This window comes from Flavobacterium enshiense DK69, from assembly GCF_000498495.1.
GTDB classification, from domain to species: domain Bacteria; phylum Bacteroidota; class Bacteroidia; order Flavobacteriales; family Flavobacteriaceae; genus Flavobacterium; species Flavobacterium enshiense.
The window spans coordinates 68,607-91,821 of record NZ_AVCS01000006.1 but is presented as its reverse complement, the minus strand read 5'-3'; the positions used below and the strand labels follow the sequence as shown (position 1 = coordinate 91,821).

At 39.0% G+C, this 23,215-nt stretch carries 24 protein-coding genes; 5 read left to right on the top strand and 19 right to left on the bottom strand.

The genetic code is table 11. The annotated features are described in order from the left end of the window. The first annotated feature begins 1 nt into the window (after position 1). Complete coding sequence (locus FEDK69T_RS03195) at positions 2-547, top strand: RNA polymerase sigma factor (RefSeq protein ID WP_035630653.1); 546 nt, start codon at positions 2-4, stop codon at positions 545-547. Continuing rightward, the gene (locus FEDK69T_RS03190) at positions 544-2,337 is read left to right on the top strand and encodes a porin family protein (protein ID WP_035630654.1); all 1,794 of its coding nucleotides are present in this window, start codon (positions 544-546) and stop codon (positions 2,335-2,337) included. The genes FEDK69T_RS03195 and FEDK69T_RS03190 overlap by 4 nt, the downstream gene beginning before the upstream one ends. A gap of 94 nt (positions 2,338-2,431) precedes the next feature. On the opposite strand, the gene FEDK69T_RS03185 is transcribed toward FEDK69T_RS03190, so the two are convergent. Then, the gene (locus FEDK69T_RS03185; RefSeq protein WP_035630655.1) at positions 2,432-3,181 is read right to left on the bottom strand and encodes a lysophospholipid acyltransferase family protein; all 750 of its coding nucleotides are present in this window, start codon (positions 3,179-3,181) and stop codon (positions 2,432-2,434) included. Between the two features lie 70 nt (positions 3,182-3,251). Between FEDK69T_RS03185 and trpS the strand changes: the two genes are divergently transcribed. Beyond that, positions 3,252-4,223 carry a tryptophan--tRNA ligase gene (gene trpS / locus FEDK69T_RS03180; protein WP_023572699.1) on the top strand — a complete coding sequence of 324 codons (972 nt, stop codon included), beginning with the start codon at positions 3,252-3,254 and terminating at the stop codon, positions 4,221-4,223. Positions 4,224-4,252: 29 nt separating this feature from the next. Here the strand turns inward: trpS and dprA are convergent, their stop codons facing one another. Further along, positions 4,253-5,356 (bottom strand): DNA-processing protein DprA, encoded by a 1,104-nt coding sequence (gene dprA / locus FEDK69T_RS03175; protein ID WP_035630691.1) that lies wholly within the window; start codon positions 5,354-5,356, stop codon positions 4,253-4,255. Between the two features lie 256 nt (positions 5,357-5,612). Here dprA and FEDK69T_RS03170 point away from each other — a divergent pair, with 256 nt between their 5' ends. Continuing rightward, positions 5,613-6,551, top strand: a complete 939-nt coding sequence (locus FEDK69T_RS03170) for an HU domain-containing protein (protein WP_023572697.1) — start codon at positions 5,613-5,615, stop codon at positions 6,549-6,551. Between the two features lie 71 nt (positions 6,552-6,622). Continuing rightward, positions 6,623-7,138: an acyl-CoA thioesterase gene (locus FEDK69T_RS03165; protein WP_023572696.1), complete on the top strand. Its 516-nt coding sequence runs from the start codon at positions 6,623-6,625 to the stop codon at positions 7,136-7,138. 55 nt (positions 7,139-7,193) lie between these two features. Here the strand turns inward: FEDK69T_RS03165 and FEDK69T_RS03160 are convergent, their stop codons facing one another. The 17 genes from FEDK69T_RS03160 to porW form a co-directional block, all read right to left on the bottom strand. After that, positions 7,194-8,441, bottom strand: a complete 1,248-nt coding sequence (locus FEDK69T_RS03160) for a murein hydrolase activator EnvC family protein (protein ID WP_023572695.1) — start codon at positions 8,439-8,441, stop codon at positions 7,194-7,196. 20 nt (positions 8,442-8,461) lie between these two features. Then, the gene (locus tag FEDK69T_RS03155) at positions 8,462-9,226 is read right to left on the bottom strand and encodes a DUF4292 domain-containing protein (protein WP_035630656.1); all 765 of its coding nucleotides are present in this window, start codon (positions 9,224-9,226) and stop codon (positions 8,462-8,464) included. Continuing rightward, entirely contained in the window at positions 9,226-10,578 is a 1,353-nt protein-coding gene (locus FEDK69T_RS03150; RefSeq protein ID WP_023572694.1) for a tetratricopeptide repeat protein, read from the bottom strand. The genes FEDK69T_RS03155 and FEDK69T_RS03150 overlap by 1 nt, the downstream gene beginning before the upstream one ends. A gap of 3 nt (positions 10,579-10,581) precedes the next feature. Further along, positions 10,582-11,592: a sugar phosphate nucleotidyltransferase gene (locus tag FEDK69T_RS03145; protein ID WP_035630657.1), complete on the bottom strand. Its 1,011-nt coding sequence runs from the start codon at positions 11,590-11,592 to the stop codon at positions 10,582-10,584. 86 nt (positions 11,593-11,678) lie between these two features. Next, a complete protein-coding gene (dut, locus tag FEDK69T_RS03140; protein WP_023572691.1) occupies positions 11,679-12,113 on the bottom strand; it encodes a dUTP diphosphatase in 435 nt (144 codons plus the stop codon). Between the two features lie 42 nt (positions 12,114-12,155). Beyond that, on the bottom strand, positions 12,156-13,628 hold the full coding sequence (locus FEDK69T_RS03135; protein WP_023572690.1) for a lipopolysaccharide biosynthesis protein: 1,473 nt from the start codon (positions 13,626-13,628) through the stop codon (positions 12,156-12,158). 66 nt (positions 13,629-13,694) lie between these two features. Beyond that, positions 13,695-14,099, bottom strand: a complete 405-nt coding sequence (locus FEDK69T_RS03130; RefSeq protein ID WP_051385068.1) for a GNAT family N-acetyltransferase — start codon at positions 14,097-14,099, stop codon at positions 13,695-13,697. A 118-nt stretch (positions 14,100-14,217) separates the two neighbouring features. Continuing rightward, the gene (atpG, locus tag FEDK69T_RS03125) at positions 14,218-15,078 is read right to left on the bottom strand and encodes an ATP synthase F1 subunit gamma (RefSeq protein WP_023572688.1); all 861 of its coding nucleotides are present in this window, start codon (positions 15,076-15,078) and stop codon (positions 14,218-14,220) included. 74 nt (positions 15,079-15,152) lie between these two features. Then, positions 15,153-16,727 (bottom strand): F0F1 ATP synthase subunit alpha, encoded by a 1,575-nt coding sequence (atpA, locus tag FEDK69T_RS03120; protein WP_023572687.1) that lies wholly within the window; start codon positions 16,725-16,727, stop codon positions 15,153-15,155. A 37-nt stretch (positions 16,728-16,764) separates the two neighbouring features. Next, complete coding sequence (atpH, locus tag FEDK69T_RS03115) at positions 16,765-17,292, bottom strand: ATP synthase F1 subunit delta (RefSeq protein ID WP_023572686.1); 528 nt, start codon at positions 17,290-17,292, stop codon at positions 16,765-16,767. Positions 17,293-17,298: 6 nt separating this feature from the next. Next, complete coding sequence (locus FEDK69T_RS03110; RefSeq protein WP_023572685.1) at positions 17,299-17,799, bottom strand: F0F1 ATP synthase subunit B; 501 nt, start codon at positions 17,797-17,799, stop codon at positions 17,299-17,301. Between the two features lie 90 nt (positions 17,800-17,889). Beyond that, positions 17,890-18,087 (bottom strand): ATP synthase F0 subunit C, encoded by a 198-nt coding sequence (gene atpE, locus FEDK69T_RS03105; RefSeq protein ID WP_023572684.1) that lies wholly within the window; start codon positions 18,085-18,087, stop codon positions 17,890-17,892. Between the two features lie 31 nt (positions 18,088-18,118). Beyond that, a complete protein-coding gene (gene atpB, locus FEDK69T_RS03100; RefSeq protein ID WP_035630658.1) occupies positions 18,119-19,330 on the bottom strand; it encodes a F0F1 ATP synthase subunit A in 1,212 nt (403 codons plus the stop codon). 99 nt (positions 19,331-19,429) lie between these two features. Then, positions 19,430-19,846 (bottom strand): hypothetical protein, encoded by a 417-nt coding sequence (locus FEDK69T_RS03095; protein WP_023572682.1) that lies wholly within the window; start codon positions 19,844-19,846, stop codon positions 19,430-19,432. Next, the gene (locus tag FEDK69T_RS03090; protein WP_035630659.1) at positions 19,847-20,071 is read right to left on the bottom strand and encodes an AtpZ/AtpI family protein; all 225 of its coding nucleotides are present in this window, start codon (positions 20,069-20,071) and stop codon (positions 19,847-19,849) included. 15 nt (positions 20,072-20,086) lie between these two features. Further along, on the bottom strand, positions 20,087-20,443 hold the full coding sequence (locus tag FEDK69T_RS03085; RefSeq protein ID WP_023572680.1) for a bactofilin family protein: 357 nt from the start codon (positions 20,441-20,443) through the stop codon (positions 20,087-20,089). Positions 20,444-20,445: 2 nt separating this feature from the next. Further along, entirely contained in the window at positions 20,446-23,145 is a 2,700-nt protein-coding gene (porW, locus tag FEDK69T_RS03080) for a type IX secretion system periplasmic lipoprotein PorW/SprE (protein ID WP_316949010.1), read from the bottom strand. Positions 23,146-23,215: the final 70 nt, after the last annotated feature.

Sequence of the window (23,215 nt, the reverse complement as noted above, 5' to 3'; positions counted from 1 at the left end):
ATTGGGGTTAGAACAAATCATATATGATTGCCAAAGGAAGGATACGGCCGCTCAAGAGCAGTTGTACAGACTTCTTTCCCCAAAACTGTTCGGTGTGAGTTTAAAATATTCCAGAAATTACACCGAAGCCGAAGATAATTTACAGGACGGATTTATATTGATTTTCGAAAAAATAAACAAGTTTGAATTTAAAGGTTCTTTTGAAGGTTGGGCAAAAAGAGTACTGATTAATCATATTTTGCAAAAATACCGTACAGAAGGCATTTTTGAAATTGTACATGAGAACATTCCGGATTCGCCCGATGTGGAGATAGAAGAAGATTCACTCACCATGGACTTTTTGGTTTCTATAATACAGAAGTTACCCGACAGATACCGTTTAGTTTTCAATCTTTATGTAGTTGACGATTATTCACACAAAGAAATAGCCGAAATGCTTAAGATAACCGTCGGTACATCCAAATCTAATCTGGCCCGGGCCCGAATGATATTAAAAGACAAAATTGAATCTCAGCACGCAAATAAAAAATTCTCATCCATAAAATGAGCGAATTAAATAACATAGACCGCCTTTTTAAAGAAAAATTCAAGGACTTTGAAGTGACTCCTTCCGACAGCATATGGGAGAACATTCAGTCCAGCATCAATACTGGTGAAAAAGAAATCATGCCTGTTTCCCCATGGCTGAGATTATGCAGTTATGCTGCCTTCTTCTTAATTGGGTTTTCTCTTGCCACAACCTTTATAGCAGGACCTTTTGGCATTTTGACTTCAGCAGACAAGGAGGCGGACAACAAGTCAACACTTGGAAACGAAACAAATACCAAAAGAAATATTTCGAAAAATACTATTGTTAGATCTGACTCTTTCGAAAATATAGCAAATAAAAACAATACTGTTGTTCATAATGAAGTAATTGCTGGCAAAACCAATTCTAAAAATCTAAGCAAAACGCATTTTAATGAAAATCGAAAAAACATTAATGGTGGTGCCGGAGAATTTTCTTCAAATGAACAATCAAACAACACAAATCATTCTTTTTCAAAAATAAAAGATAAGTCTGAGAAAAACAGAATTGCAGTTTCTGAAACCCTACCTCAAAACAGCACCAATTCGGCTTTAATTTTAAATTCATCAAAAAATTCAACTGCTAAAAAACACAGCTTAGCTTCGACTGATAAAAACAGTACAATTGAACGGGATATAAACCCAAACCCTATTGAAAGAAATGTTTTAGTTGCCGCCAACGAAAATCGTTCACTAAGCAATATTTTTCCAGAAACAGACACAACTGATGTGAATGACAATGAAGACGAGTTCGACCCTTATGTGAATACTTCCAAAGTAGCTTATGAAGGAGGCAGCAAATACGTTCAGAAGAAAGTAGCCATAACACATAATGTTGTACCAATAAAAACAGTAACTGAAACAAAAGAGACCGTAAAAGTAGTGGCTGCCGATACTAAATCAAAATCAGGGATATCTAACAAATCAAGCATCAGCTTTAAAGAAAATACAACCATAAAACCAGATTCTTTAGCAATAAAACCAAATAAGATTGCTGAAGGCACAAAGACTAAGGCTAAGAAAGAAACGGACGAAAATGATGCCGAAGACGAGAAAGGAAAAAAATCAAGCTGGATCGTAAGCACCAATTTTTCGCCAATCTATATGAATCTGAACGGTTCGGGATCTTCTTTGGATGCTAAATTCAACGAAAATTCCAAAAGTTATCAAACCAGCATGAGTTATGGTGCCGGATTAAAATATGAACTGAATAAAAAATGGGCAGTGCGTACAGGTGTGAATGTACTCAATATTGAATACAGCACCAATGATGTCACCTACTACCGTTCCGCAGAAGGTGCCGGCTTAGAGCTTGTAAATGAAAACGGGAACGGATCCGTACTCGTTATTGAAAACCCTAGTCCGAAGAATATTGCCTATAACGAAAATGGCATTGTGACTACCCGTTACAGCGGAAATATCAACCACAAAATAAATTATGTTGAAGTTCCTGTTGAGCTTTCCTACAAAATTTTAGACAGAAAATTCGGGATTGACCTAATCGGAGGAGTAAGTTCCTTATTGCTGAACGACAACAAAGTTTCCGTAGTTTCATCCGATACCAACCTTATCATTGGCGAAGCAAATAATCTGAACAAATTACATTTCAGTACCAATATCGGATTGGGAGTACATTACAGTTTCATGAGAAATCTACATGCAAACGTAGAACCCATGTTAAAATACCAAATCAATACATACGACAATAACGCTGGAAATTTCAAGCCTTATTTCATAGGCATTTACAGCGGAATAAGTTATAGTTTTTAAGTTAAGTTAGTTAAGTTTTAGTTAAGTAGTCATTTCTGTGGTGGAAAATGGCGTAAAAAGCACTCTTTTGGGTTAGAGTGCTTTTTTATTTCTATTATTTTGCGTTTTCAAATTTTAAAAGCTGTGATAAAATAACATTACGTACCTTTTCCTTAAGTTCTCTTTTCTCTTCCATTTTTTTACCGGACGTCTCAACCGGTTGATGGATTTTGATTCTCATTTTCCCGGGACAACCACTGAAAAAAGTGAATGAAAAACGCTTTTTCACATCGCCGAAAGTCATAGGCAAAATCGGCAATTGGTGTTCAATCGCAATACGAAAAGCACCATCTTTAAACTCATCCAAAATAATGCTCTCGTCTTCCGGAACGCCTCCTTCGGGAAAAATACAGATGCTCAACCCCTGATTGATTCTTTTTTGTGCCCGTTCGAAAACAGCGAAACGACTTTTAGAACTGTTTCGGTCAACTAAAATGCAGGTACGTTTGTAGAAAAATCCAAAAATGGGCAGATTTACCAACTCCTTCTTACCAACAAAAACAAATGGATGTTTCTTCACCAAAAGCAGCATAAGCATTATATCCATCATCGATGTATGATTTGCCACAAGCACATAACTTTTGCCCTCTTCCATTTTGTAATCTTCTTCCAGCTCATAATAGAATCCCATTCCGTAAAGGATAATTCTTGCCCAAATACGGGCCAGCACAAAAAACTGAGGATACGTTTTTTCAGAGAGAATTGATAAAAACAGAAAAGGGAACATCACAAGGATCGGCACTACAACTAATATGTAAAACCAAATGCGCCAAAGTGTCCAGAAAAGAATCTTGAAGATTTTCATAATATCAAATGTAACAATTCAGGGCAAACATTTTGGCAAAACGTTTACCTTTGCGTAAATCTTTTTATAAATGGCAAAAATATTAACCGGCGTTCAAAGTACAGGAACACCACACTTGGGAAATCTTTTGGGTGCGATTTTACCTGCCATCGAAATGGCAAATCAACCCGAAAACGAACCGTTTCTTTTCATTGCCGATTTCCATTCGGTAACCCAGATTAAAGACGGAAAAACGTTACGTGAAAACACCTACAGTACGGCAGCAGCATGGCTTGCCTGTGGCTTAGATGTTGACAAAGTGGTTTTCTACCGTCAGAGTGATGTACCGCAAACTGCCGAGCTGTCCTGGTATTTGAGCTGTTTTTTTCCGTTTCAGCGACTGACATTGGCCCATTCTTTTAAAGACAAAGCCGACCGTTTAGAAGATGTAAACGCAGGTTTATTCACCTATCCGATGTTGATGGCTGCCGACATCTTATTGTATGATGCCGAATTTGTTCCGGTAGGAAAAGACCAATTGCAGCATGTTGAAATCACGCGTGATGTGGCTTCCCGTTTTAATTTTCAAATGGGGGAAACTTTCGTATTGCCTCAGGCAAAAACCGACGAGAATACGATGATCATTCCAGGAACCGATGGAGAAAAAATGAGTAAGTCCCGAAATAATTTCATCAATATTTTCCTTGACGATAAGGCCCTGCGTAAACAAGTGATGAATATACAAACGGACAGCACTCCGTTGGAAGAACCGAAAAACCCGGATACCTGTAACGCTTTTGCCATCTACAGTTTGTTGGCATCCGAAGAACAAATCGAAAAAATGAGAGCCAATTATTTGGGTGGAAACTACGGATACGGACATGCAAAACAGGAACTGTTCGAACTGATTGTATCCAAATTTGAAACCGAAAGAGCCAAATATAACCATTACATCAACAACCTAGAGGAAGTAGACCGCCTGTTAAAAATGGGCGCCGAAAAAGCACATAAAGTTGCGGATGGCGTTCTGGCCAGAGTCAGAGAAAAATTAGGATTTGAATAAATAGAAAAGCGGCAATATTGTCGCTTTTTTTATACCGCTTCAAAAAGCTTGCCCGGAAGAGGGCGAATGACACCTTTTAATTCCATATTCAATAACAGTGAGGAGATCTTGAAAATAGGCTGCTCACATTCCAAAGCGATGATATCCAATAATTCCTTCCCGTTTTTTTGAAGAAAGTCATATACCTTTTGCTCCTCCGGTTCCAAAGAAACAAACAATTGCTTCTGAACGGGTTTTCTATTTTTTTCTTCCAGCTCCCAATTGAGCATATAAATGATATCAGCGGCGGAAGTCAGCAAATGTGCACGTTGCGTTTTAATCAGATTATTACACCCCTGACTGTACCTATCGCTACTTCGTCCCGGAACAGCAAAAACATCCCGGTTGTAATCATTGGCTATGTTGGCGGTAATTAGAGAACCTCCTTTTTCGGCACTTTCAATCACTATAGTTGCTTCCGCCATTCCGGCAACTATACGGTTCCGTCTTATAAAATTTTCCCTTTCGGGACTGGAAGAGCTCCAAAATTCAGTCATAAACCCACCGTTCTGTTCCATTTTACCGATATACTTTTTATGCATTTTAGGATAGATTTGATTCAGTCCGTGTGCCAATACACCTATTGTCTGAAGGCCACAGTCGATAGCCGTATGATGCGCCACGATATCCACCCCATAAGCAAAGCCACTTACAACAACCGGATTCAAAGGTGTTAAATCCTCGATTAGTTTTCGGGTAAAATCGGCCCCATAACTGGTAATCTGACGGGTTCCTACTATGGAAATAAGTTTCCGGTTCTGCAGATCAATGTTTCCGGATTGAAACAACACGGTGGGACTGTCAATGCAATGCCTGAGTTTTTCGGGATAGTGAGTTTCCTGATAAAATGCAAAATCGATGTTTTCCCTTTCGATGAAACGGAGTTCGGATTGAGCCATATCGAACACGGAAGAATTCTGAAGATTTTTGAAAAGCATTTCTCCAACGCCATCTATAGCAAGAAGATTGGATTTTTTGGCTTTAAAAACCCTTTCAGCTGAACCACAGTGGTTAATGAGTTTTTTAGCAACGATGTCTCCCACTCCTTCGACCTTTAACAAAGCGAGTGTATAATATAAATCAGATGTTGTCATGGCGTATAAATGAAGGTCAAAGGAAATCATTTTTTTTAAATTTCGAAATAAAAAGATTACAAAAAACAAAATGGTTGTTCCACTAGCCCCGACTATATGGATCCCGATTTTTCATCGGGAGGAAGGAAAACGGGAAAAGGGCCTCCAAAAACGCCCAAGCCATTCGCTTCCAAAACCTTAGCACAAAAAAAACGATTGTTAATAAAATTTGTTGATAATTTTTGGTTATGCTTATTGAATAATTAAATTTGTAGATATGAAGATTGACAACTATATCTCGGCCCTACTCTATCGTTACCAGTGCGTAACAGTGCCTGGTTTCGGTGCGTTTCTAACAGAAATCCAATCAGCAAAACTTGACGAAAACACGAATACGTTTTTTCCGCCCAAGAAGGTTATTTCGTTTAATCCGCATTTGAAAAACAATGACGGACTGTTAGCAAACCATGTTTCATTGCAGGAAAAAATCTCTTATGATGAAGCCGTACTTGCGGTTCAGAATGAAGTAGCGAACTGGAAAGACCAATTACAGCGAAGAGAAACCCTGACATTGAAAAACATTGGTGAAATCTCAGTAAACGCCGAATTAAACTGGGTTTTTGAACCAATTACTTCAGTAAATTACCTGGCTGATGCTTTTGGATTGAGTCCTGTGGTTACTCCGTCAATCCAACGTGAAGTTTTAAAAGCACAGGTGGAAGCTTTAGAAGAGAAAGCTCCGATTGTTTTCACGCCGGAAAGAAAGAAAAATTATTCGTTCCTGAAATATGCCGCAGCCATTGTTATGACTCTTGGCGCTGGAGGTGTCGCTTATAAATACCAGTACGAGCAACAGTTTGCCAACGATAGCCTAATGGTGGAAAAAGCCGTTCAGCATAAAGTGGAGAGCAAAATCCAACAGGCAACATTCTTTATTGAAAATCCGCTGCCATCCGTTACATTGAACGTCTCGGAAAATGCCAAAAAACCATATCACATTGTTGCCGGTTCGTTCCGCAATGCTGAAAATGCCACTAAAATCTTTAATGAATTGAAAGCGTTAGGTTATGAACCAATCAGTTTGGAACAGAATCAATTTGGATTGTTCCCGGTTTTATATGGAAGTTATTCCAGCTACACGGAAGCACAAACCAAAATGAAAGAAATTCAAAAATCACACAACAAAGAAGCCTGGGTGCTGATTAAAGAACTATAAAATTATTAAATCCTCAAACTTTGGGGATTTTTTTATGCTTTTATTGCTAACTTTGCAAAAATAATCACGCTATGCAAGACAAAAAACCATCAGACTCCGTTACAGTCTTAACCGACTTGGTTTTGCCTGGAGAAACCAATCCGCTAAACAATCTTTTTGGAGGTGAATTGTTAGCACGTATTGACCGTGCAGCCAGCATAACCGCCCGAAGACATTCGAGAAGAATTTGCGTGACCGCTTCGGTAAACCATGTGGCTTTTAACAGAGCCATTCCTTTGGGAGCCGTGGTGACCATTGAGGCAAGGGTTTCTAGAACTTTTACCAGTTCAATGGAAATTGTGAGCGATGTGTGGACAGAGGACCGCGAAACCGGAATCAAAAACAGCGTCGGGCAGGCCATTTACACTTTCGTTGCAGTAGACGATACCGGAAGACCAGTCGAAGTTCCTCAAGTTGTACCGGAAACAGAAGAAGACAAGAAACGATTTGAAGCGGCCTTACGAAGAAAACAATTGAGCTTAATTCTGGCCGGTAAAATGAAACCAGCAGATGCTACAGAATTAAAAGCTCTTTTTGCTGTAGAATAACACATATCATTAGATATAAACAAAAAAGCCGTTTGAAATTCAAACGGCTTTTTTGTTACATATTACTAATCCAACTCTGCGGATTAAGTGTCGTTGTATTTTGGAAAATCATGAACTTGACAACAGCCTTACCGCTTGAACTGGTATGGATTTTACCTATGGTTTGTTTAGCACTTACCTTGTCGCCTTTAGAAACTGACACGCTCTTAAGGTTTTGGTACACGGTAATGTAATCCCCATGTTGAATATAGACCGCCTTGTTGTTTGCATTGAGCACTTGAATCTGTAGTACTTCTCCACTAAAAACTGCCCTTGCATTCGAACCCGATTCCGTTGCAATTTCCACCCCACTGTTGGTAATGGTAAGATCAGGATACTCCGGGTGCTGATGCGTTCCGAAAGAAGAATAAACATACCCTTTTTCAACAGGCCATGGCAATCTTCCCCTATTCGCTTTAAAGTTGTCTGCCAATTCTTTTCCTTCAGTCGTCAAGACAAATTTTGCTGGATCAGCCGCCCCAGAAGAGGATTTCACAATCGTTTTCCCGGAGGCAGCAGCTTTTTTGTTGGCCGCAGCAATCGCCTCACGAATCATTCGTTGGATTTGCCTGTCGATGGCTTTGGATTCAGCTTGCTTTTTCTTGATTTCAGCAGTTAGTTTTTTCTTGTCTTTCTGGACGATTTTAGCCAAACGCTGTTGCTCTGCTTTGTCTTTTTCGTATTCGCGCTTTTCCTGCTCACTTTCCTTAATAACCTTTTCCTTCTCTTTCTTCTTTACTTCTAAAACAGCGGTCGCCCGTGAAATCTGTGTTGTTTTTACTTTAATTTCCTCACCCTGCATTTTTCGGAAACTGGCATACTGCTTCATGTATTGCATCCTTTTGTATGCCTGAAGAAAATTCTGGGAGGAAAGGATAAACATATAACGGCTTTGTTCCGAACGGCTTTTATATGATTTCACAATCATATTGGCATAATCCACTTTCAGATCTTTCAGCTCTCTGTTTAGTTTATTAATTTCCAATTGCTTCAGATAAATGCCATCGGACAATAAACGCTTCTGCTTCGAAGTAGTATTAATCAGCGTCTGGCTCAACTGAATTTTTTTATTCTGCTGTGCAATCTGACCCAAAATATTTTTTTCTTTTTTTCTTTCTTCCTGAAGACGAACTTGCGTTTCCTGAATTTCTTTCTGAAGCTGAGCTCTTCGTTCCTCCAACTGACGTTGCTTATCATCGTTGGATTGTGCCCAGGCAACGGTGGCCAAACAGAAGAAAAATATAGAAAGCAGTAGTTTATGCATTGTAAATAATTTTGGCAAATTTAGTCAATAAAAATTTGTTCATAGCCATCCGGCACATCATAAGAAAAAGACAACTCCTCATCAAAGGAAACCGAATTATAACCAATTTCCAGGGAAACTTTATCTTTTTGCATCGCCTGAATAGCAATATCAAAAGGCATGATTCCTTTTGGAGAATCCTTATGTGTAAGATAATCTATTTCTAGCGATCGTCCCTCTGTTTTTTGGGTAAGGATTTCCTTTTTCAAAAGGAAATTAGCTCCTTCAAATAAAAATTCCTTCTCTGTATTCCCGTTGTTTTTGCTTTTTAATTTATACATGTTGCTTTCCAAAGCTTCCACATATTGCCCTTTGGTTAGATCGTCCAACGCCAATCCGAGGAATAAATTCTGAACTTTTTGAAAGTCGAGGTCCGTTCCAAGCCATTTGCTTAAAAGCGAATAATTCCCTTCAAAATATTTACCGTTGATTTTTTCGTAATAGCTTACTTTATCCGGAGTAATCATCGCTTTGGCCATTGTGATTCCAAAGAAACGAACGATTACCAGTATTCTTTCGTCTTTCTTTATACGGATTTCCGCAGTTACATTCTGGGTTTGCTTATCGTCTTCATAACGGGCATTTGCCTTAATATTTAGCGTTTCAAAATCCTTACTATTGGCATAATGGCCGGAAATAATTTTTGAAACCGCTACATTTTTGGAAGCACCACTATCAGCTACCATCTGCTTTGGTTTACAGGAAAAAAGAAAAAGAAGTCCGAAGACCGCAAGCCACTTCTGCATTATTTTTTTTGTTTTAACAATTGTTCCGCTCTGTTGAAATAAGCGTATTTTTTATTTTGATCACCTAACCCATTATACGCTTCTCCCAACTGAATGTTGAAATTAATTTCCAGGTCGATATCGTCTACCACAAAATCTATTCCCGAATTTAAAATCGAAACCGCTTTTTTATAATTCTTCAATTGGTTTTGAGCCAAACCTGCGTAAAAATAAAGTCGTGCCTGGCTGGGATACATTTCCAGATAATCTTCGGCGCGCTTGTATACTTTATCAAACTGATTGGTATCGGTATAGCACTGTAACAACAATTCTATGACGAGTATGTCGTCTTTTTGTTTCAACAGACTTTTCTCAAAATAATGTACAGCTTTGTCGTTCTTTTTCTTATTGAGAAAAAACACACCAATTTCTTTCGCCACATTAACCTCCGTCTGGTCTTCAAATACATCAACGGCTTTTTCCAACTCATTGTCCATTGTATTTGTCTTGTTGACAAAAATCAGAAATTCATTCAGGATTCGATGTTTGATTTTTTGTTCTATTTTGGTACTGTTCAAAACAGACTGCATGGCCGATGCAGCTTTTGCTCCGTCTCCGTTATTCAAATGAAATTTAAAGAGGCTTACCTGAGCCCAATCGGAATTGGGAATGTTCTGCTCCAATTTCTTAGCCACTTCCAATGCTTTTTCTTCCTGATTGCTTTCGGTGTACAAATAAATCAACTGAATGTAGTTTTCTTCTACTTTCGGATATTTCACAATGGCCTGTTCCAGCTGTTCCTTTTGTGGTTTATTGTGCTGACTTTCACTCAGGATCTGAAGCTTATAGGTCTCCATCATTTGGGAAATATTCGATGTCCGTTCCATTTCCTCAATCAGTGCCAATGCTTTTTCAAACTGATGGGTGTACATATACAGCGAAACCAAATCATCCTGAAATTCTTTATCAAATTCAATTAGTTTCTGAACTACAATAATCGAATTCGGATAATCTTTTGTTTCATAATAAACATCGTACAGGCCGTTCCAGTACCAGCGCTCTTTTGGATTCAGGTCGACCGCTTTCTGGAAAGCCCTTTGCGCTTCGGGATATTTTTTCAGAGCCAGGTAATTTTTTCCCAACTCGTGATGCAAAACCGGATTGTTGGGTTCTTTCACCAGGCATTTTTCAATCTCAACGATAGCTTTATCGTAGTTTTCGATACCTTTCTGCTTTAACGCTTCAAAGAAATGCTCTTCGAATTCATTTTTAGCAATGGCAATGGAATCCGGTTCGGTTTGGGCAAAAGACAACACCGAGAACAACATGGTTCCCAAAACAGACACAGCTTTTATCCAAACCTTCACTTTCATATCTTATTCTAAAACAGAGTAATCTCCGATACTGACAGCTTTAAAATTCCCGTCAAAGGCAGCATGGTTTCCAATCATTGCATTATCCAAATCCGCATTTTTAATATGCGCATGCGTTTGCACCAAACTGTTTTTGATCGTTGTATTGGTAAGATGCGTTGCTCTTCCCAAAGAAACATTAGGCCCTACAGTTGAATTGATCAACACCACATCATCCCCGATGAAACAAGGCGGGATAATAGTGGAATTTTCAATTCTTGCGCTAGCTGAAACCATATTAACACCATCATTATGAAGAAAACGCAGCATACGTGAATTAGTATCTACCGTAACTTCCTTGTTACCGCAATCCATCCATTCGTCTACTTTACCAGGCACAAATTTCATGCCTTTTTGTTTCATATTTTCCAATCCGTCAGTTAATTGATACTCACCTCCTTTAACAACATTATTATCTAATAAATATTGTAATTCCGAACGTAAAGTTTCCCCGCTTTTGAAATAATAAATTCCGATGATTGCTAAATCTGAAACAAACTCTTTTGGTTTCTCCACGAAATCCACAATCTGATTGTTTCCGTTCAGTTGCACGACACCGAAAGCACTTGGGTCTTCCACTTGTTTTACCCAGATTACGCTGTCTGCCGAAGTATCAAGCGCGAAGTCGGCACGGAACAACGTATCTGCGTAAGCAACAACAATCGGTCCTGACATACTGTCTTTAGCACACATAATGGCATGTGCGGTTCCTAAAGCTTCATTCTGATAATAGATTCTTCCTTTAGAACCTAATTTCTCTGCAATAGCAATCAGATCTTCTTCCACCTGCTTACCAAAACTTTCGTGAATGATAAATGCGATTTCTTCAATTTCCTGATTGATCACACCGGCGATATCCTCTACCAAACGGTGTACGATTGGTTTTCCGGCAATCGGAATCAATGGTTTTGGAATTGTCAATGTGTGTGGGCGAAGGCGTGAACCACGTCCGGCCATCGGTACTATTATTTTCATTTTTTTATTATACGATTGAAAAATTAAATGATTACAAATTCACACAAATCCCAAATCATTCAATCTTTTAAATTATTTAAATTAATTTATTTCACTCCTGTACTGCCAAATCCGCCTTCGCCACGGGACGTTTCGGTAAGCTCAACAGCCTCCAGCCATTCAGCACGTTCGTGTTTGGCGATGATTAACTGAGCAATACGCTCTCCGTTTTCAACCACAAAAGGTTCGTTGGACAAGTTTACCAATATCACACCGATTTCACCACGATAATCAGCATCAACTGTTCCCGGGGAATTCAATACTGTGATTCCTTTTTTGAAAGCCAGTCCGCTTCTTGGACGCACCTGAGCCTCGTAACCGATTGGCAATTCTATAAAAAGTCCGGTTTTTACCAAAGCTCTTTCCAGCGGTTTTAAGGTTATCGGTTCGGAAATATTTGCGCGTAAGTCCATCCCTGCCGAAGCATTGGTTTCGTAATTAGGTAGCGGATGCTCTGATTTATTGATGATTTTAATTGTCATTTCTGGTAATATTATTGTAATAAAAGTTTAAAAATAAAAAAATTAAGCCACTTTTCTTCTCATTACACGAAGTAAAGTTTCTTTTTCGTTGTGATAAATAAAATAGGTAAAAATTAAAATGGCTACGATACCGAAAATATAGCTTTCGCGGAATACGTCAACATAAAACGAAAGTCCGGATAAAAGCGTGGAAACCCCCAAATACCCAAATATCCTTTTCTTATCGTACGGAATGGGATAATGTTTGTTTCCCAGATAATATGAAATGGCCATCATGGAACCATAAGCCGCCAATGTAGCGATGGCTGAACCCATATAACTGAATTTCGGTATCAGCAAAAAGTTTAGAGCCAAGGTGACTATGGCCCCTAAAACAGAAATATAGGCTCCGACCTGTGTCTTGTCAATCAACTTATACCAAACCGACAGATTGGTGTAAATTCCTAGGAAGAAATTCGCCAGAATAATTAAGGGAACTACTTTCATGGCTTCCCAATATTCCGGATTCCCTATCAGGATCACTTTTAATACATCGGCAAAAACAACTACGCACAATAAAATAAGCGATCCGAAAATCACAAAGTATTTGGTTACCGTGGCATAAGTTTGCGGTGCATTTTCGTTTCCGGCATGACTGAAGAAAAAAGGTTCGATCCCCAAAGTATAGGCGGTTCGAAACAAGACCATGAACAAGCCCAGTTTATAACAGGCTGAATAAGCCCCCACTTCGGATAATGCTATGTTTTGAGGCAATAATTTTTCCAATAAAATTTTATCGAAATGCTCGTTGATCCCGAAGGCCAAACCGGCAAATAGAATGGGCCAGCCATAATGCATCATGTTTTTCCAAAGCGAAATGTTGAAATGCCATTTCAGGAAAATATAATCGGGAAGAAAAACCAACAATGTCGCAAGGCTCGCGATTAAATTGGCCACAAAAATATAGCCTACCTGAAAATCATAAATAAAAATACTGCTCCAGAACGATTCCGGATCCGACTGCGCTAATTTTGGCAAAACCAATAAGAAAAAGATATTCAGTCCCAGGTTCACAACCACATTCCCAATTTTAATCACGGCATATTTCATGGGCCGTTGCGTAGCACGCAATTTCGAAAACGGTATGATTGCCAGGGCATCAAAAACCAAAATCCAAATGGCATAGGTTACATATTGAATTTCCACGCCTGCCCAATTGGCTAGGGTGTTCCGAAACAACAGTGCGATGGACAGAAACGATATTGAGGTCCAAAAAATGGAAATCGTCGTGGTTTCAATAACGCTTTTCTTATTCTCTTCCTTGTTATAGAACCTGAAAAAAGCGGTTTCCATTCCGTAGGAAAGGATCACATTGAAGAATACCATCCAGGATAAAACAACGGTAACTTCACCGTATTCGCTTCTGGGCATTAAATCGGTATATAAACGAACCAGCAGGAAACTCAACATCCGCGGAAGCACCGTGGCAATTCCGTAAATGAAGGTTTGCTTGAAAAGATTTTTATAAAGGCTCAAAATGTACTGTTTTGACTAATGATACGCAAAAATAAGCAATCCTACGGTTTATTCAGGAAAGAATATTTAGGTTAACCCATCTTTGTCAAGGATTTTCACAAAGTGAAAGCCTTTGGGAGCATAACCCTGATTGTAGTAGAAACGATGGGCCTTAAAATTTGTTGTAAAAGCATCCAAAACAATATTGGTACAGCCTAAGGCCAACGCTTTTTGTTCTATAAAATCCGTCAGCATTTTACCTATACCTTGAGAACGGTGCGCTTCATCCACAACAAAATTGTCTATTTCCAGGTATTTTCCGCTCCACAATTTTGTCGAAAACCAGCAGCCCGTAATTCCGATGCATTTATTGTTATCAAAAACCGCAATCTGAGTATACTTGTGCGGGATCATTTCCTTTAGAAAAGATTCGTATTTCTGAAATGTCATTTTAGGATACAATTGACGGATCAGTTCCAATTGCGATGTCATTTCAGCCAAGGTGGTAAGTTCTTTGATTTCCACTTTTCCGTATTTGAATTTTCGAATAAATGTAAACAAAAAAAGAGTCAACAAATGTTGACTCTTTTACTTTTATTTAAAAATCAGCTTAGTTATTCAAAGCTTCAGCTCCACCAACAATCTCTAAGATTTCGTTTGTAATAGCAGCCTGACGCGCTTTGTTGTAAGTCAATTTCAATTGATTTCTCAATTCGGTTGCGTTATCGGTTGCTTTGTGCATTGCCGTCATACGCGCTCCATGCTCTGCTGCGAAAGAATCTCTCACCGCTTTGTATAACTGTGTTTTTAATGATTTCGGGATCAATGTCAACACAATTTCCTCTTTTGTCGGCTCGAAAATATAATCCGAAGTAGCTACCTGCTTGATTTCTACAGGTGCCAATGGCAAGAATTGCTCGGTTACCACAATTTGAGTAGCGGCATTTTTAAATTGGTTGTATACCAATTCAATTTTATCGTATTCACCTGTCACAAATAATTGTGTAAGCGTTTCGGCGATGTGTGCTGCGTTGTCAAATGTCAGATCGTCAAAAATGCTACTACGGTTAGCCACGATTGTATTCGTTTTAACCAAAGCATCGTTTGCTTTCTTACCGATGGCAAAAACACCTACCTCTTTTCCGGCATAAGTCGTTTCAGATAGATTTTTAACCTGTTTAAGTACGTTAGCATTGAAAGCACCACACAAACCTCTGTTTGATGTAACCACTACCAACAATACTTTTTTAACCTCCCTCTGCTCTGTGTATTGTCCGGCGAAATCACCTTCCAAAGAAGCACTAAGATTTTGGATTAACTCGGTTAATTTTTCGGCATAAGGGCGCATCGCTGTAATCGCATCCTGTGCTTTTTTCAACTTTGCTGCAGATACCATCTTCATCGCCGATGTAATCTGCATCGTAGATGAAACGGAAGTAATCCTGTTACGTATTTCCTTTAAGTTTGCCATTCTTCTTTTAGTAATTAGTTACCAGTAATTAGTAGCTAGCTTTTTACCAGCTACTAATCACTAATCACTTTTTATTAATATTTTGCAGAAACCTCTTTTGCTGCTTTCTCTAAAACATCAGTGATGTTATCGTCGAATTTACCAGCTTTTAAAGCGTCAAGTGTATCTCTGTGTTTTGCGTTTAAGTACTCTAAGAAATCTTTTTCGAATTCTTTTACTTTGTTTACAGGAACGTTTCTTAATAAGTTTTTCGTTCCAGCATAGATAATCGCAACCTGATCTTCAACAGTAAACGGAGTGTTTACCGATTGTTTCAAGATTTCTACGTTACGTCTACCTTTTTCGATTACGTTCAAAGTAACAGCATCCAAGTCAGAACCGAATTTCGCGAACGCTTCTAATTCACGGAACTGTGCCTGGTCTAATTTCAAAGTTCCAGATACTTTTTTCATCGATTTGATCTGCGCATTACCTCCTACACGAGATACGGAGATACCTACGTTGATCGCCGGACGAACCCCTGAGTTGAACAAGTCAGACTCCAAGAAAATCTGCCCGTCAGTAATCGAAATTACGTTTGTTGGGATATAAGCAGAAACGTCACCCGCCTGTGTTTCGATGATTGGTAACGCTGTTAACGATCCACCACCTTTAACGATTGGTCTTAACGATTCTGGTAAGTCATTCATGTTTTTAGCAATGCTGTCATCAGCGATTACTTTACAAGCTCTTTCTAATAAACGAGAGTGTAGGTAGAATACGTCTCCAGGGTAAGCCTCACGTCCTGGTGGTCTTCTTAACAACAAAGACACCTCACGGTAAGCAACCGCTTGTTTTGATAAATCATCATAGATGATCAAAGCAGGACGACCTGAATCACGGAAATACTCACCAATTGCAGCACCCGCCATTGGAGCGTATACCTGCATTGGAGCAGGGTCAGAAGCGTTAGCTGCAACGATAACTGTATAAGCCATTGCACCTTTTTCTTCTAATGTTTTTGCGATACCAGCTACCGTAGAAGCTTTTTGTCCTACAGCAACATATATACAGAATACTGGTTTACCAGCATCATAAAATTCTTTTTGGTTCAAAATGGTATCGATACATACTGTAGTTTTACCAGTTTGACGGTCACCGATAACCAACTCACGTTGTCCACGACCAACTGGGATCATCGCATCGATAGATTTGATACCTGTTTGTAGCGGCTCGTTTACCGGCTGACGGAAGATAACTCCAGGAGCTTTTCTTTCCAATGGCATTTCGTAAAGGTCACCACCGATTGGTCCTTTACCGTCGATAGGGAAACCTAATGTATCCACAACACGACCTACCATTTGCTCACCAACTTTTAAAGAAGCGATACGCTGAGTTCTTTTCACAGTTGAACCTTCTTTGATTCCTGTAGATGGTCCTAACAATACAACCCCTACGTTATCTTCCTCAAGATTCAATACAATAGCTTCCAACCCGTTATCGAATTGTACTAACTCACCGTATTGTGCATTAGACAAACCGTAAACACGAGCGATACCGTCTCCTACCTGAAGAACTGTTCCCACTTCCTCTAAAGTAGCACCTGATTCAAAACCAGATAATTGTTTCTTTAATATTGCTGAAATTTCAGCAGCTTTAATTTCTGCCATTCTGTTTATAATTTAACACCTTTCGGTATGGTAAATACTAATTTAAAAGTTCTCTTTTTAATGTTTGTAAACTGTTTGCTATAGAAGCATTGTACTGTTTGTCGCCAAGTCTCAAGATAAACCCGCCGATGATTGACTCATCAACGATATTAACTATAGTAACGGATTTAGTTGAAAATTCCTTAACTTTTGCCAATACCTTTGCTTCCAATTCCGGAGTGATAGGAAAAGCTGTTGTAACTTTTGCCACTTCCACACCGCTCAACTCGTCAAACAACAGATTGTACTGAGAAGCTACCGCAGGTAAAATCTCGAATCTTTTGTTTTCCAATAACAATCGGAACAAACTTTTTGTTTCGTTTTGAACAGAAGCAAATACTTCTGATATAGCCGATACTTTTACGTCACCCTTAACAGTTGGGTTAGACAAGAAGTCTCTTAACTCTTTGCTTTCTGCCACAGCCGCTACGATAGACTTCATGTCGTCGTTAACGTTTGCCGCTTTTCCGTTAGAGTTAGCAATATCTAAAATTGCTTTTGCATATCTAATCGCTGCTCTTGACATATACGATTAATTTAATTTTACTTCTTCTAACATTCTCTCAACCAATGCAGTTTGAGAAGATTTGTCAGAAAGTTCACCTTTTAATAATTTTTCAGCGATTTGAACAGAAAGACCAGAAACCTGATTTTTCAATTCAGCCAAAGCAGCATTTTTCTCGCTTTCGATAGTCGCTTTTGCCTGCTCGATCATTTTTGCTCCTTGTACTTGAGCTTCTGATTTCGCATCAGCAATCATTTTTTCTTTGATTTCACGAGCTTCTTTAAGCATAGTATCTCTTTCAGCACGAGCTTCGTCTAATAATCTTTGATTATCAGCCTTAAGATTCATCATCTCTTTCTTAGCTGTTTCAGCGGAAGCAATAGCATCTCTGATACCATCTTCTCTAGCTGAAATCGACTCCATAATTGGTTTCCATGCAAATTTCACCATAAGGAAAATCAACACCAATAAGATAATTGCTTGCCAAAAGAATAAACCGAATGAAAAATCGTTAATTAACTTCTCCATTGTAGACTATATTATGATTTAATTTTTTTACTTTTTTTTAAAACAACACCTGTAACCAACCGTTACAGGTATTGTCTGTTTTTCTCTTTATTATTTTCCTAAGATCAAAGCAGCAAAGCTCAAACCTTCTAATAAAGCCGCGATGATGATCATCGCTGTTTGGATTTTTCCAGCAGCTTCTGGCTGACGAGCAATAGCGTCCATAGCAGATCCACCGATTCTACCTAAACCTAAACCAGCACCGATTACTACTAAACCTGCACCTACTAACGTTGGAATAGTTCCCATAAGTATATATATATAAAATTAAACTTCTAAATTAAACAATTGAATTGTCAGTAAAATCATGCCCGTCGTGGTGTTCGTGCTCATCATGATGATGATCCTGTACAGCCATACCGATGAACAACGAAGACATCATGGTAAAGATGAAGGCCTGCAAGAATGCAACCAACAACTCAATTAAAGAGATGAACAACGTTAACCCAAAAGAGATTGGCAAATCAGCAACCAGATTCTTACCTACGAAAATCATCGCAATTAAACTCATGATTACCACGTGACCAGCAGTAATGTTTGCGAACAAACGGATTAATAACGCGAATGGCTTTGTTAATGTTCCCAAAATTTCTATCGGAGCCAAAATAATCTTCATTGGAACCGGTACTCCTGGCATCCAGAAGATGTGTCCCCAATAATCTTTATTCGCACTGAATTGGGTAATGATATAGGTGAAAATCGCTAAACAAACTGTCACTGCAATATTACCAGTTACGTTAATTCCAAGTGGAGTCATCCCTAAAAGATTTAACAACCAGATCAGGAAGAATACCGTTAACAGGTACCCCATGAACTTTCTGTATTTTTTCTCACCGATGTTTGGAATCGCTATCTCATCTCTGATGAAAATAATAAGTGGCTCCAAAACTCTTCCGAAACCTGTCGGAACCGGACCTTTTTTATATGATTTCGCTAAGCTTGTGAACATGAATAACAACATTGCAGAAACCACTAACAACGACAATACGTTTTTAGTTATTGAGAAATCAAGCGGCATTGCATTCGTTGCGTGGTGGTGCTCGTCAAGATTGATAGTCCCGGCAGCATCCGTTTTGTAGATTTTACCATGGAACAATTTATAGTAGTTACCGTCTACTTCAGCAACAGCTTCACCGTGGTGTAATTTTGAAGATGAAAAAACTTTTAATCCGCCATCCAATAAGATAACCGGCAAAGAAAATCCGTAATGCGCGCCTTCTTTCTCATCTGAGAAGAAAACGAAATCATGAGAATCCTGAAGGTGGTGATCGATAAAAGCATCCACTTTCGTTCTTTTCTCCTCCTCTGGAGTTAGCGCTTTTTCTTCATGTCCTACTTCAGCATGAGCTGTTGGCGCAGTTGCTTGTACTTCGTGAGCAGTCTCAGTTTTTACTTGAGTAGAATCTGTTGTTGGATTTGCCATTGCAACAGAAGAAATCAATCCTACAAAAGCTGCTAACATAAATCTTACAGGTTGTTTTGAAATCACCATACCTTATTAAATATCTTAATTCTTAGGTCTTTAAATTTGGCGCAAAGGTACATTTTAAATTAATACCTCAAGAGTATTAAATGCTTTTTTTTGATGCATTTATGAATTTTTACCCTTTTCATTGCCATCATTTAATAATCTTGAAGTCAAAAGAACTTCTATTGCTAAAAACAAAATGAAAATTACAAAAAAATTGATTTTTTCAAAATGAGCACTTTGTGTGTCCGTATTCAGGACTGGTTGGATCAAGGCATAGCATAGCGCCATTTTAACGGAAGTCGTAATCAGAAAAACATTCCCGATCTGCTCCGGGCCTCTTTGTTTCATTATTATGCTAATCAACAAGATTACCGCCGAAGCAGCAGTAAATAGGCAATACAGCATCGGCAAGGAATAATGGAATGCTTCATAAATTTCAGCAGAAACCAAGGATTTAACAATCAGCATATGGAATCCTGCTAAGATAGGTGCAATAATAAGTAAGGTAAAAAGTGTCCTGTATTTTTTCCAGTTCATTTATTTTGTCTTGTTTAAATCGTTTACCTGTCGGATAACATTGTAAAGCGCGATAAAAACACCAACAAGCGTTAAGATTTTCACGTACAAATCGTTCTCATTCCGGTATTTTTCATCCAGCCATGTACCCAACCAGGCGAATGCAAAAATAATAATTCCCATCTGAAACGGGATATTAATTAACGCCAACCATTTGTTAGGTGACTTTTTTTCCGGATCTCCCATAGACATATAAATTTTTTAGGTATTGCGCATCACACAGGAAGCGCTGAAATCAGCTCCGGGTTCCACCGAAAGTTTTCCGACTATAGCTTCTCCCTTAATGATAGCTTTAGAACGGATGTTCAACATTTCGGCTACATCAATCTTCCCGTCAAACTTTCCTTCTATATCGGCCGTTTTGCAAATAACATCCCCGGTAACGCTCCCGGACGGACCGATAACCAAACGTCCCGCCGAGGAAAAGTTTCCCTTCAGATGTCCGTCCAGACGAAAATCAGCCTGGGAAACGATATTTCCTTCAATGGTCGTTCCTTCTACGATTCTATTGGTTTTACCCAATAAATCCGTATATGATTTTTGCGGTTTGTCGAACATACTTATTTAATTGTTGCCAAATATTCTGAAAGGTTCTTCTTGATTTGAATTACCTTATAATCCTCGTTCGAAATTACGAAAGCAGGCTCCTTCACTTTATATCCTTTGAAGTCTCTTAATACCGACACAGTTGATTCAGCCCCTTCCTTGCTTGCGAAACCATGTATCACAATAAAACTTTTATCCTTCAGATAAACATCGTTCGACATTACGATTTTCGCACTGTTTCTGTCCTTAATATAGACAGCCAGTTTGTCGGTTAAGGCTTTCACTTTTGCATTGCCGGCATTCGGATACGGAATCTCATATACAATTTTCCAGCTAACCGGAGTTCCTTTGCCCAATTGTAACTGCTCCAGTTGCGGGATGTCGTTTTTCACCAAAGCATCAGCTTCTTTACCTTCGTCTATGGTCGGATAATTTTTTGCAATGGCAATCAAGTCATTTTTATACTGTTCAAGACCTTCCAATCTGGCAATGATTCGCGCACGTAACAATTCGAATTTGGCCGCCATCGAATCTCCTGCAAAGTTTTCAATCATGCGATCCGCTTCAATCAAGGTCTCCTGATAAAGCCCTTGTTCGTATTTCTTGAACAAGTTGGCGTATGCAACTTCCGGAGTGTCGGTTATTTGGCCAATCGCTGAATTGGACAGAATCTGTGCATAATGGCTGTTTGGATAATTCGAAATGATATCGTTTTTCATCGCCTCCGCCTTAGACGGATTGATGATTTCATATATTTTATACAAATTATATTTTGATGGCAATACCAATCGTTCTTCTGGATTCTTCGTTAAAAGCGTTTCAAGCCTTGAAGCGGCCAATTCGTACTCTTTGAACTTCTCTTTGTAAATATTACCTAACTGGAAATAGGCGAAATTTCGGTCTCTGGCCAAACTGTCAAGCACTTTCTGATCACTTGGCAACTGACTGGTATAAAAATCGACCGAATACTGCGGTTGTTCAGCCTTTACTGCAGGATTTTCATCCACCTTAATCACTTCTTCAGTTGGCACAATATCTTCATCTTTTATATCAGCCGTTTCTTCTGCCGAAGACCAACGCCAGTTATCCTTCAAAGTTCGGTTACCCCATTTTTTTCGGAACTCACCTTTTCCAAAAGCTACTGTATTTGGATTGTAGAAATAAAAACTCGATTGGTTCCCCATTGCAACAGGAGGTTGGCCTGCTGGCGGCTGAGTTGTTGGCGGCTGAGTTGTTGGCGGCTGCATCGTTGGTGGCTGCATCGGTATAGGTTCGCTGGATATCGGACGAATTTTACCTCCTTTTGCACCCTCTAGATTATCGCCTCCCTGAATCATGCTTTGCGGGTTCGCCGGGTTTTGCCCTTGTCCCTGTTCTGCTCTTTTGGCGGCTTCCAATGCTTTTTTCTCGTCTTCGATTTTTAGTTTGGCAATGTATTCCTCATAGAAATTCCTCCTGTCATTTTCGCTCATGGCAACGACTTTAAGGATACTGTCGTTATCATGAATGATATCTTCGTATTTTATTACATCGGCAAGATTTTCTCTTTTCTTCTTAATACTGTAATGCTCTCTCGATTTTACGTCCAGACGAAGCAATGTACTGTCATAATACTGACCGGCCATTCTGTATTTTGCTTCCTCGAAATAAATTGCAGCCAGATTGCGGTAATTGGAAGCTATCAGGTAATTATCCTGAGAAACGGATCGCAACGATTTGTTATAATATCTTTTTGCCTCTTGGTTTTTACCCACCTTGTCATAAAACAATCCTTTTTGATGATTGATTACGTCAAGATAAGGTCTGTTCTCTCTGTCTTTAAGTAAATCATCATACTTTTCAGAAAAAGCAAGCGTGTCCCCGTTTTTGTAATCAAACTGTTGGGCTTGTTTGGCGTGTGCCCAGATTACGTAACGTCGTGGTGATTTGCGCTTCATATCGATTACTTCCTGAAACGCAGCATAGGCACTGTCCGGATAATTCAAGCTTTCATACAATTGCCCCAAAATAAAATTATAACGGGCTCTTTCCTCTTTATGTTTGGTTAGGTCACGGGCAATTTTCAATTTGGCTATTGCAGTGTCCTTAACGTTGGTGTTCAGATAAGCCTGCGCCAGAATAGCGTTGGCATCAGCATGCAGCTGGTTCTCCAATTTATTGCCTTTAAGAAGCAGTTTTAAATTCTTGATGGCCTGAGCATCATTTTCGAGGCGGATGTTGGTTTTTTCCCTCCAGATTTTAGCTTCGTAAATCTTATCACTATTGGAATACTTATACAATATATAGTTGAAGGCATCCAGCGCCGGAAGAAAACGATTGTCATAATAACGCGCTTTCCCTAAAAGCAAATGTGCCTCGTCCATCTGCGGGTTTTTTTCACTTCCGTCAATATACATAGAATGTTTTTGAATGGCTTTTGTTGCCTTCTCCTCTGCTCTTACAAAATTGGGATTTTTTGTTTCGCCCGGAAGGATTGCTTCCGTCTTCTCCTGCATACGTTCTACTGGAAGAATATCCCAAAAATTATCCTTATAGGTATTTTTCACATCTTCCACTCCCTTATCAAAGGCTATGCGCCCATTGTATAAAATATTGTCTTTGGCAGACAGCGCATGCATATTTCGACTGACAAACGTATTCTTTTTTGTGGAGCACGCGATTAGCATTGCCAAAAATGCAAACGCAAGAAAATATTTTAACTGTATGTTTTTCAAGATGAAACGTTTTATTCCTTTAACTTTTAAACTCTTTTTTTAGTATAACTAAGGGTAAAAATACGTTTCT

What these genes read in the sequence shown, in the direction of transcription:
- atpG (WP_023572688.1), bottom strand. Translation starts at nt 15,078, where the DNA reads ATGGCAAACTTAAAGGAAATACGTAACAGGATTACTTCCGTTTCATCT.
- FEDK69T_RS03095 (WP_023572682.1), bottom strand. Translation starts at nt 19,846, where the DNA reads ATGAACTGGAAAAAATACAGGACACTTTTTACCTTACTTATTATTGCA.
- FEDK69T_RS03150 (WP_023572694.1), bottom strand. Translation starts at nt 10,578, where the DNA reads ATGAAAGTGAAGGTTTGGATAAAAGCTGTGTCTGTTTTGGGAACCATG.
- FEDK69T_RS03090 (WP_035630659.1), bottom strand. Translation starts at nt 20,071, where the DNA reads ATGGGAGATCCGGAAAAAAAGTCACCTAACAAATGGTTGGCGTTAATT.
- atpH (WP_023572686.1), bottom strand. Translation starts at nt 17,292, where the DNA reads ATGTCAAGAGCAGCGATTAGATATGCAAAAGCAATTTTAGATATTGCT.
- FEDK69T_RS03085 (WP_023572680.1), bottom strand. Translation starts at nt 20,443, where the DNA reads ATGTTCGACAAACCGCAAAAATCATATACGGATTTATTGGGTAAAACC.
- FEDK69T_RS03165 (WP_023572696.1), top strand. Translation starts at nt 6,623, where the DNA reads ATGCAAGACAAAAAACCATCAGACTCCGTTACAGTCTTAACCGACTTG.
- FEDK69T_RS03130 (WP_051385068.1), bottom strand. Translation starts at nt 14,099, where the DNA reads ATGACATCGCAATTGGAACTGATCCGTCAATTGTATCCTAAAATGACA.
- dut (WP_023572691.1), bottom strand. Translation starts at nt 12,113, where the DNA reads ATGACAATTAAAATCATCAATAAATCAGAGCATCCGCTACCTAATTAC.
- dprA (WP_035630691.1), bottom strand. Translation starts at nt 5,356, where the DNA reads ATGACAACATCTGATTTATATTATACACTCGCTTTGTTAAAGGTCGAA.
- atpB (WP_035630658.1), bottom strand. Translation starts at nt 19,330, where the DNA reads ATGGTGATTTCAAAACAACCTGTAAGATTTATGTTAGCAGCTTTTGTA.
- FEDK69T_RS03145 (WP_035630657.1), bottom strand. Translation starts at nt 11,592, where the DNA reads ATGAAAATAATAGTACCGATGGCCGGACGTGGTTCACGCCTTCGCCCA.
- atpE (WP_023572684.1), bottom strand. Translation starts at nt 18,087, where the DNA reads ATGGGAACTATTCCAACGTTAGTAGGTGCAGGTTTAGTAGTAATCGGT.
- trpS (WP_023572699.1), top strand. Translation starts at nt 3,252, where the DNA reads ATGGCAAAAATATTAACCGGCGTTCAAAGTACAGGAACACCACACTTG.
- FEDK69T_RS03110 (WP_023572685.1), bottom strand. Translation starts at nt 17,799, where the DNA reads ATGGAGAAGTTAATTAACGATTTTTCATTCGGTTTATTCTTTTGGCAA.
- FEDK69T_RS03170 (WP_023572697.1), top strand. Translation starts at nt 5,613, where the DNA reads ATGAAGATTGACAACTATATCTCGGCCCTACTCTATCGTTACCAGTGC.
- FEDK69T_RS03185 (WP_035630655.1), bottom strand. Translation starts at nt 3,181, where the DNA reads ATGAAAATCTTCAAGATTCTTTTCTGGACACTTTGGCGCATTTGGTTT.
- atpA (WP_023572687.1), bottom strand. Translation starts at nt 16,727, where the DNA reads ATGGCAGAAATTAAAGCTGCTGAAATTTCAGCAATATTAAAGAAACAA.
- FEDK69T_RS03160 (WP_023572695.1), bottom strand. Translation starts at nt 8,441, where the DNA reads ATGCATAAACTACTGCTTTCTATATTTTTCTTCTGTTTGGCCACCGTT.
- FEDK69T_RS03155 (WP_035630656.1), bottom strand. Translation starts at nt 9,226, where the DNA reads ATGCAGAAGTGGCTTGCGGTCTTCGGACTTCTTTTTCTTTTTTCCTGT.
- FEDK69T_RS03190 (WP_035630654.1), top strand. Translation starts at nt 544, where the DNA reads ATGAGCGAATTAAATAACATAGACCGCCTTTTTAAAGAAAAATTCAAG.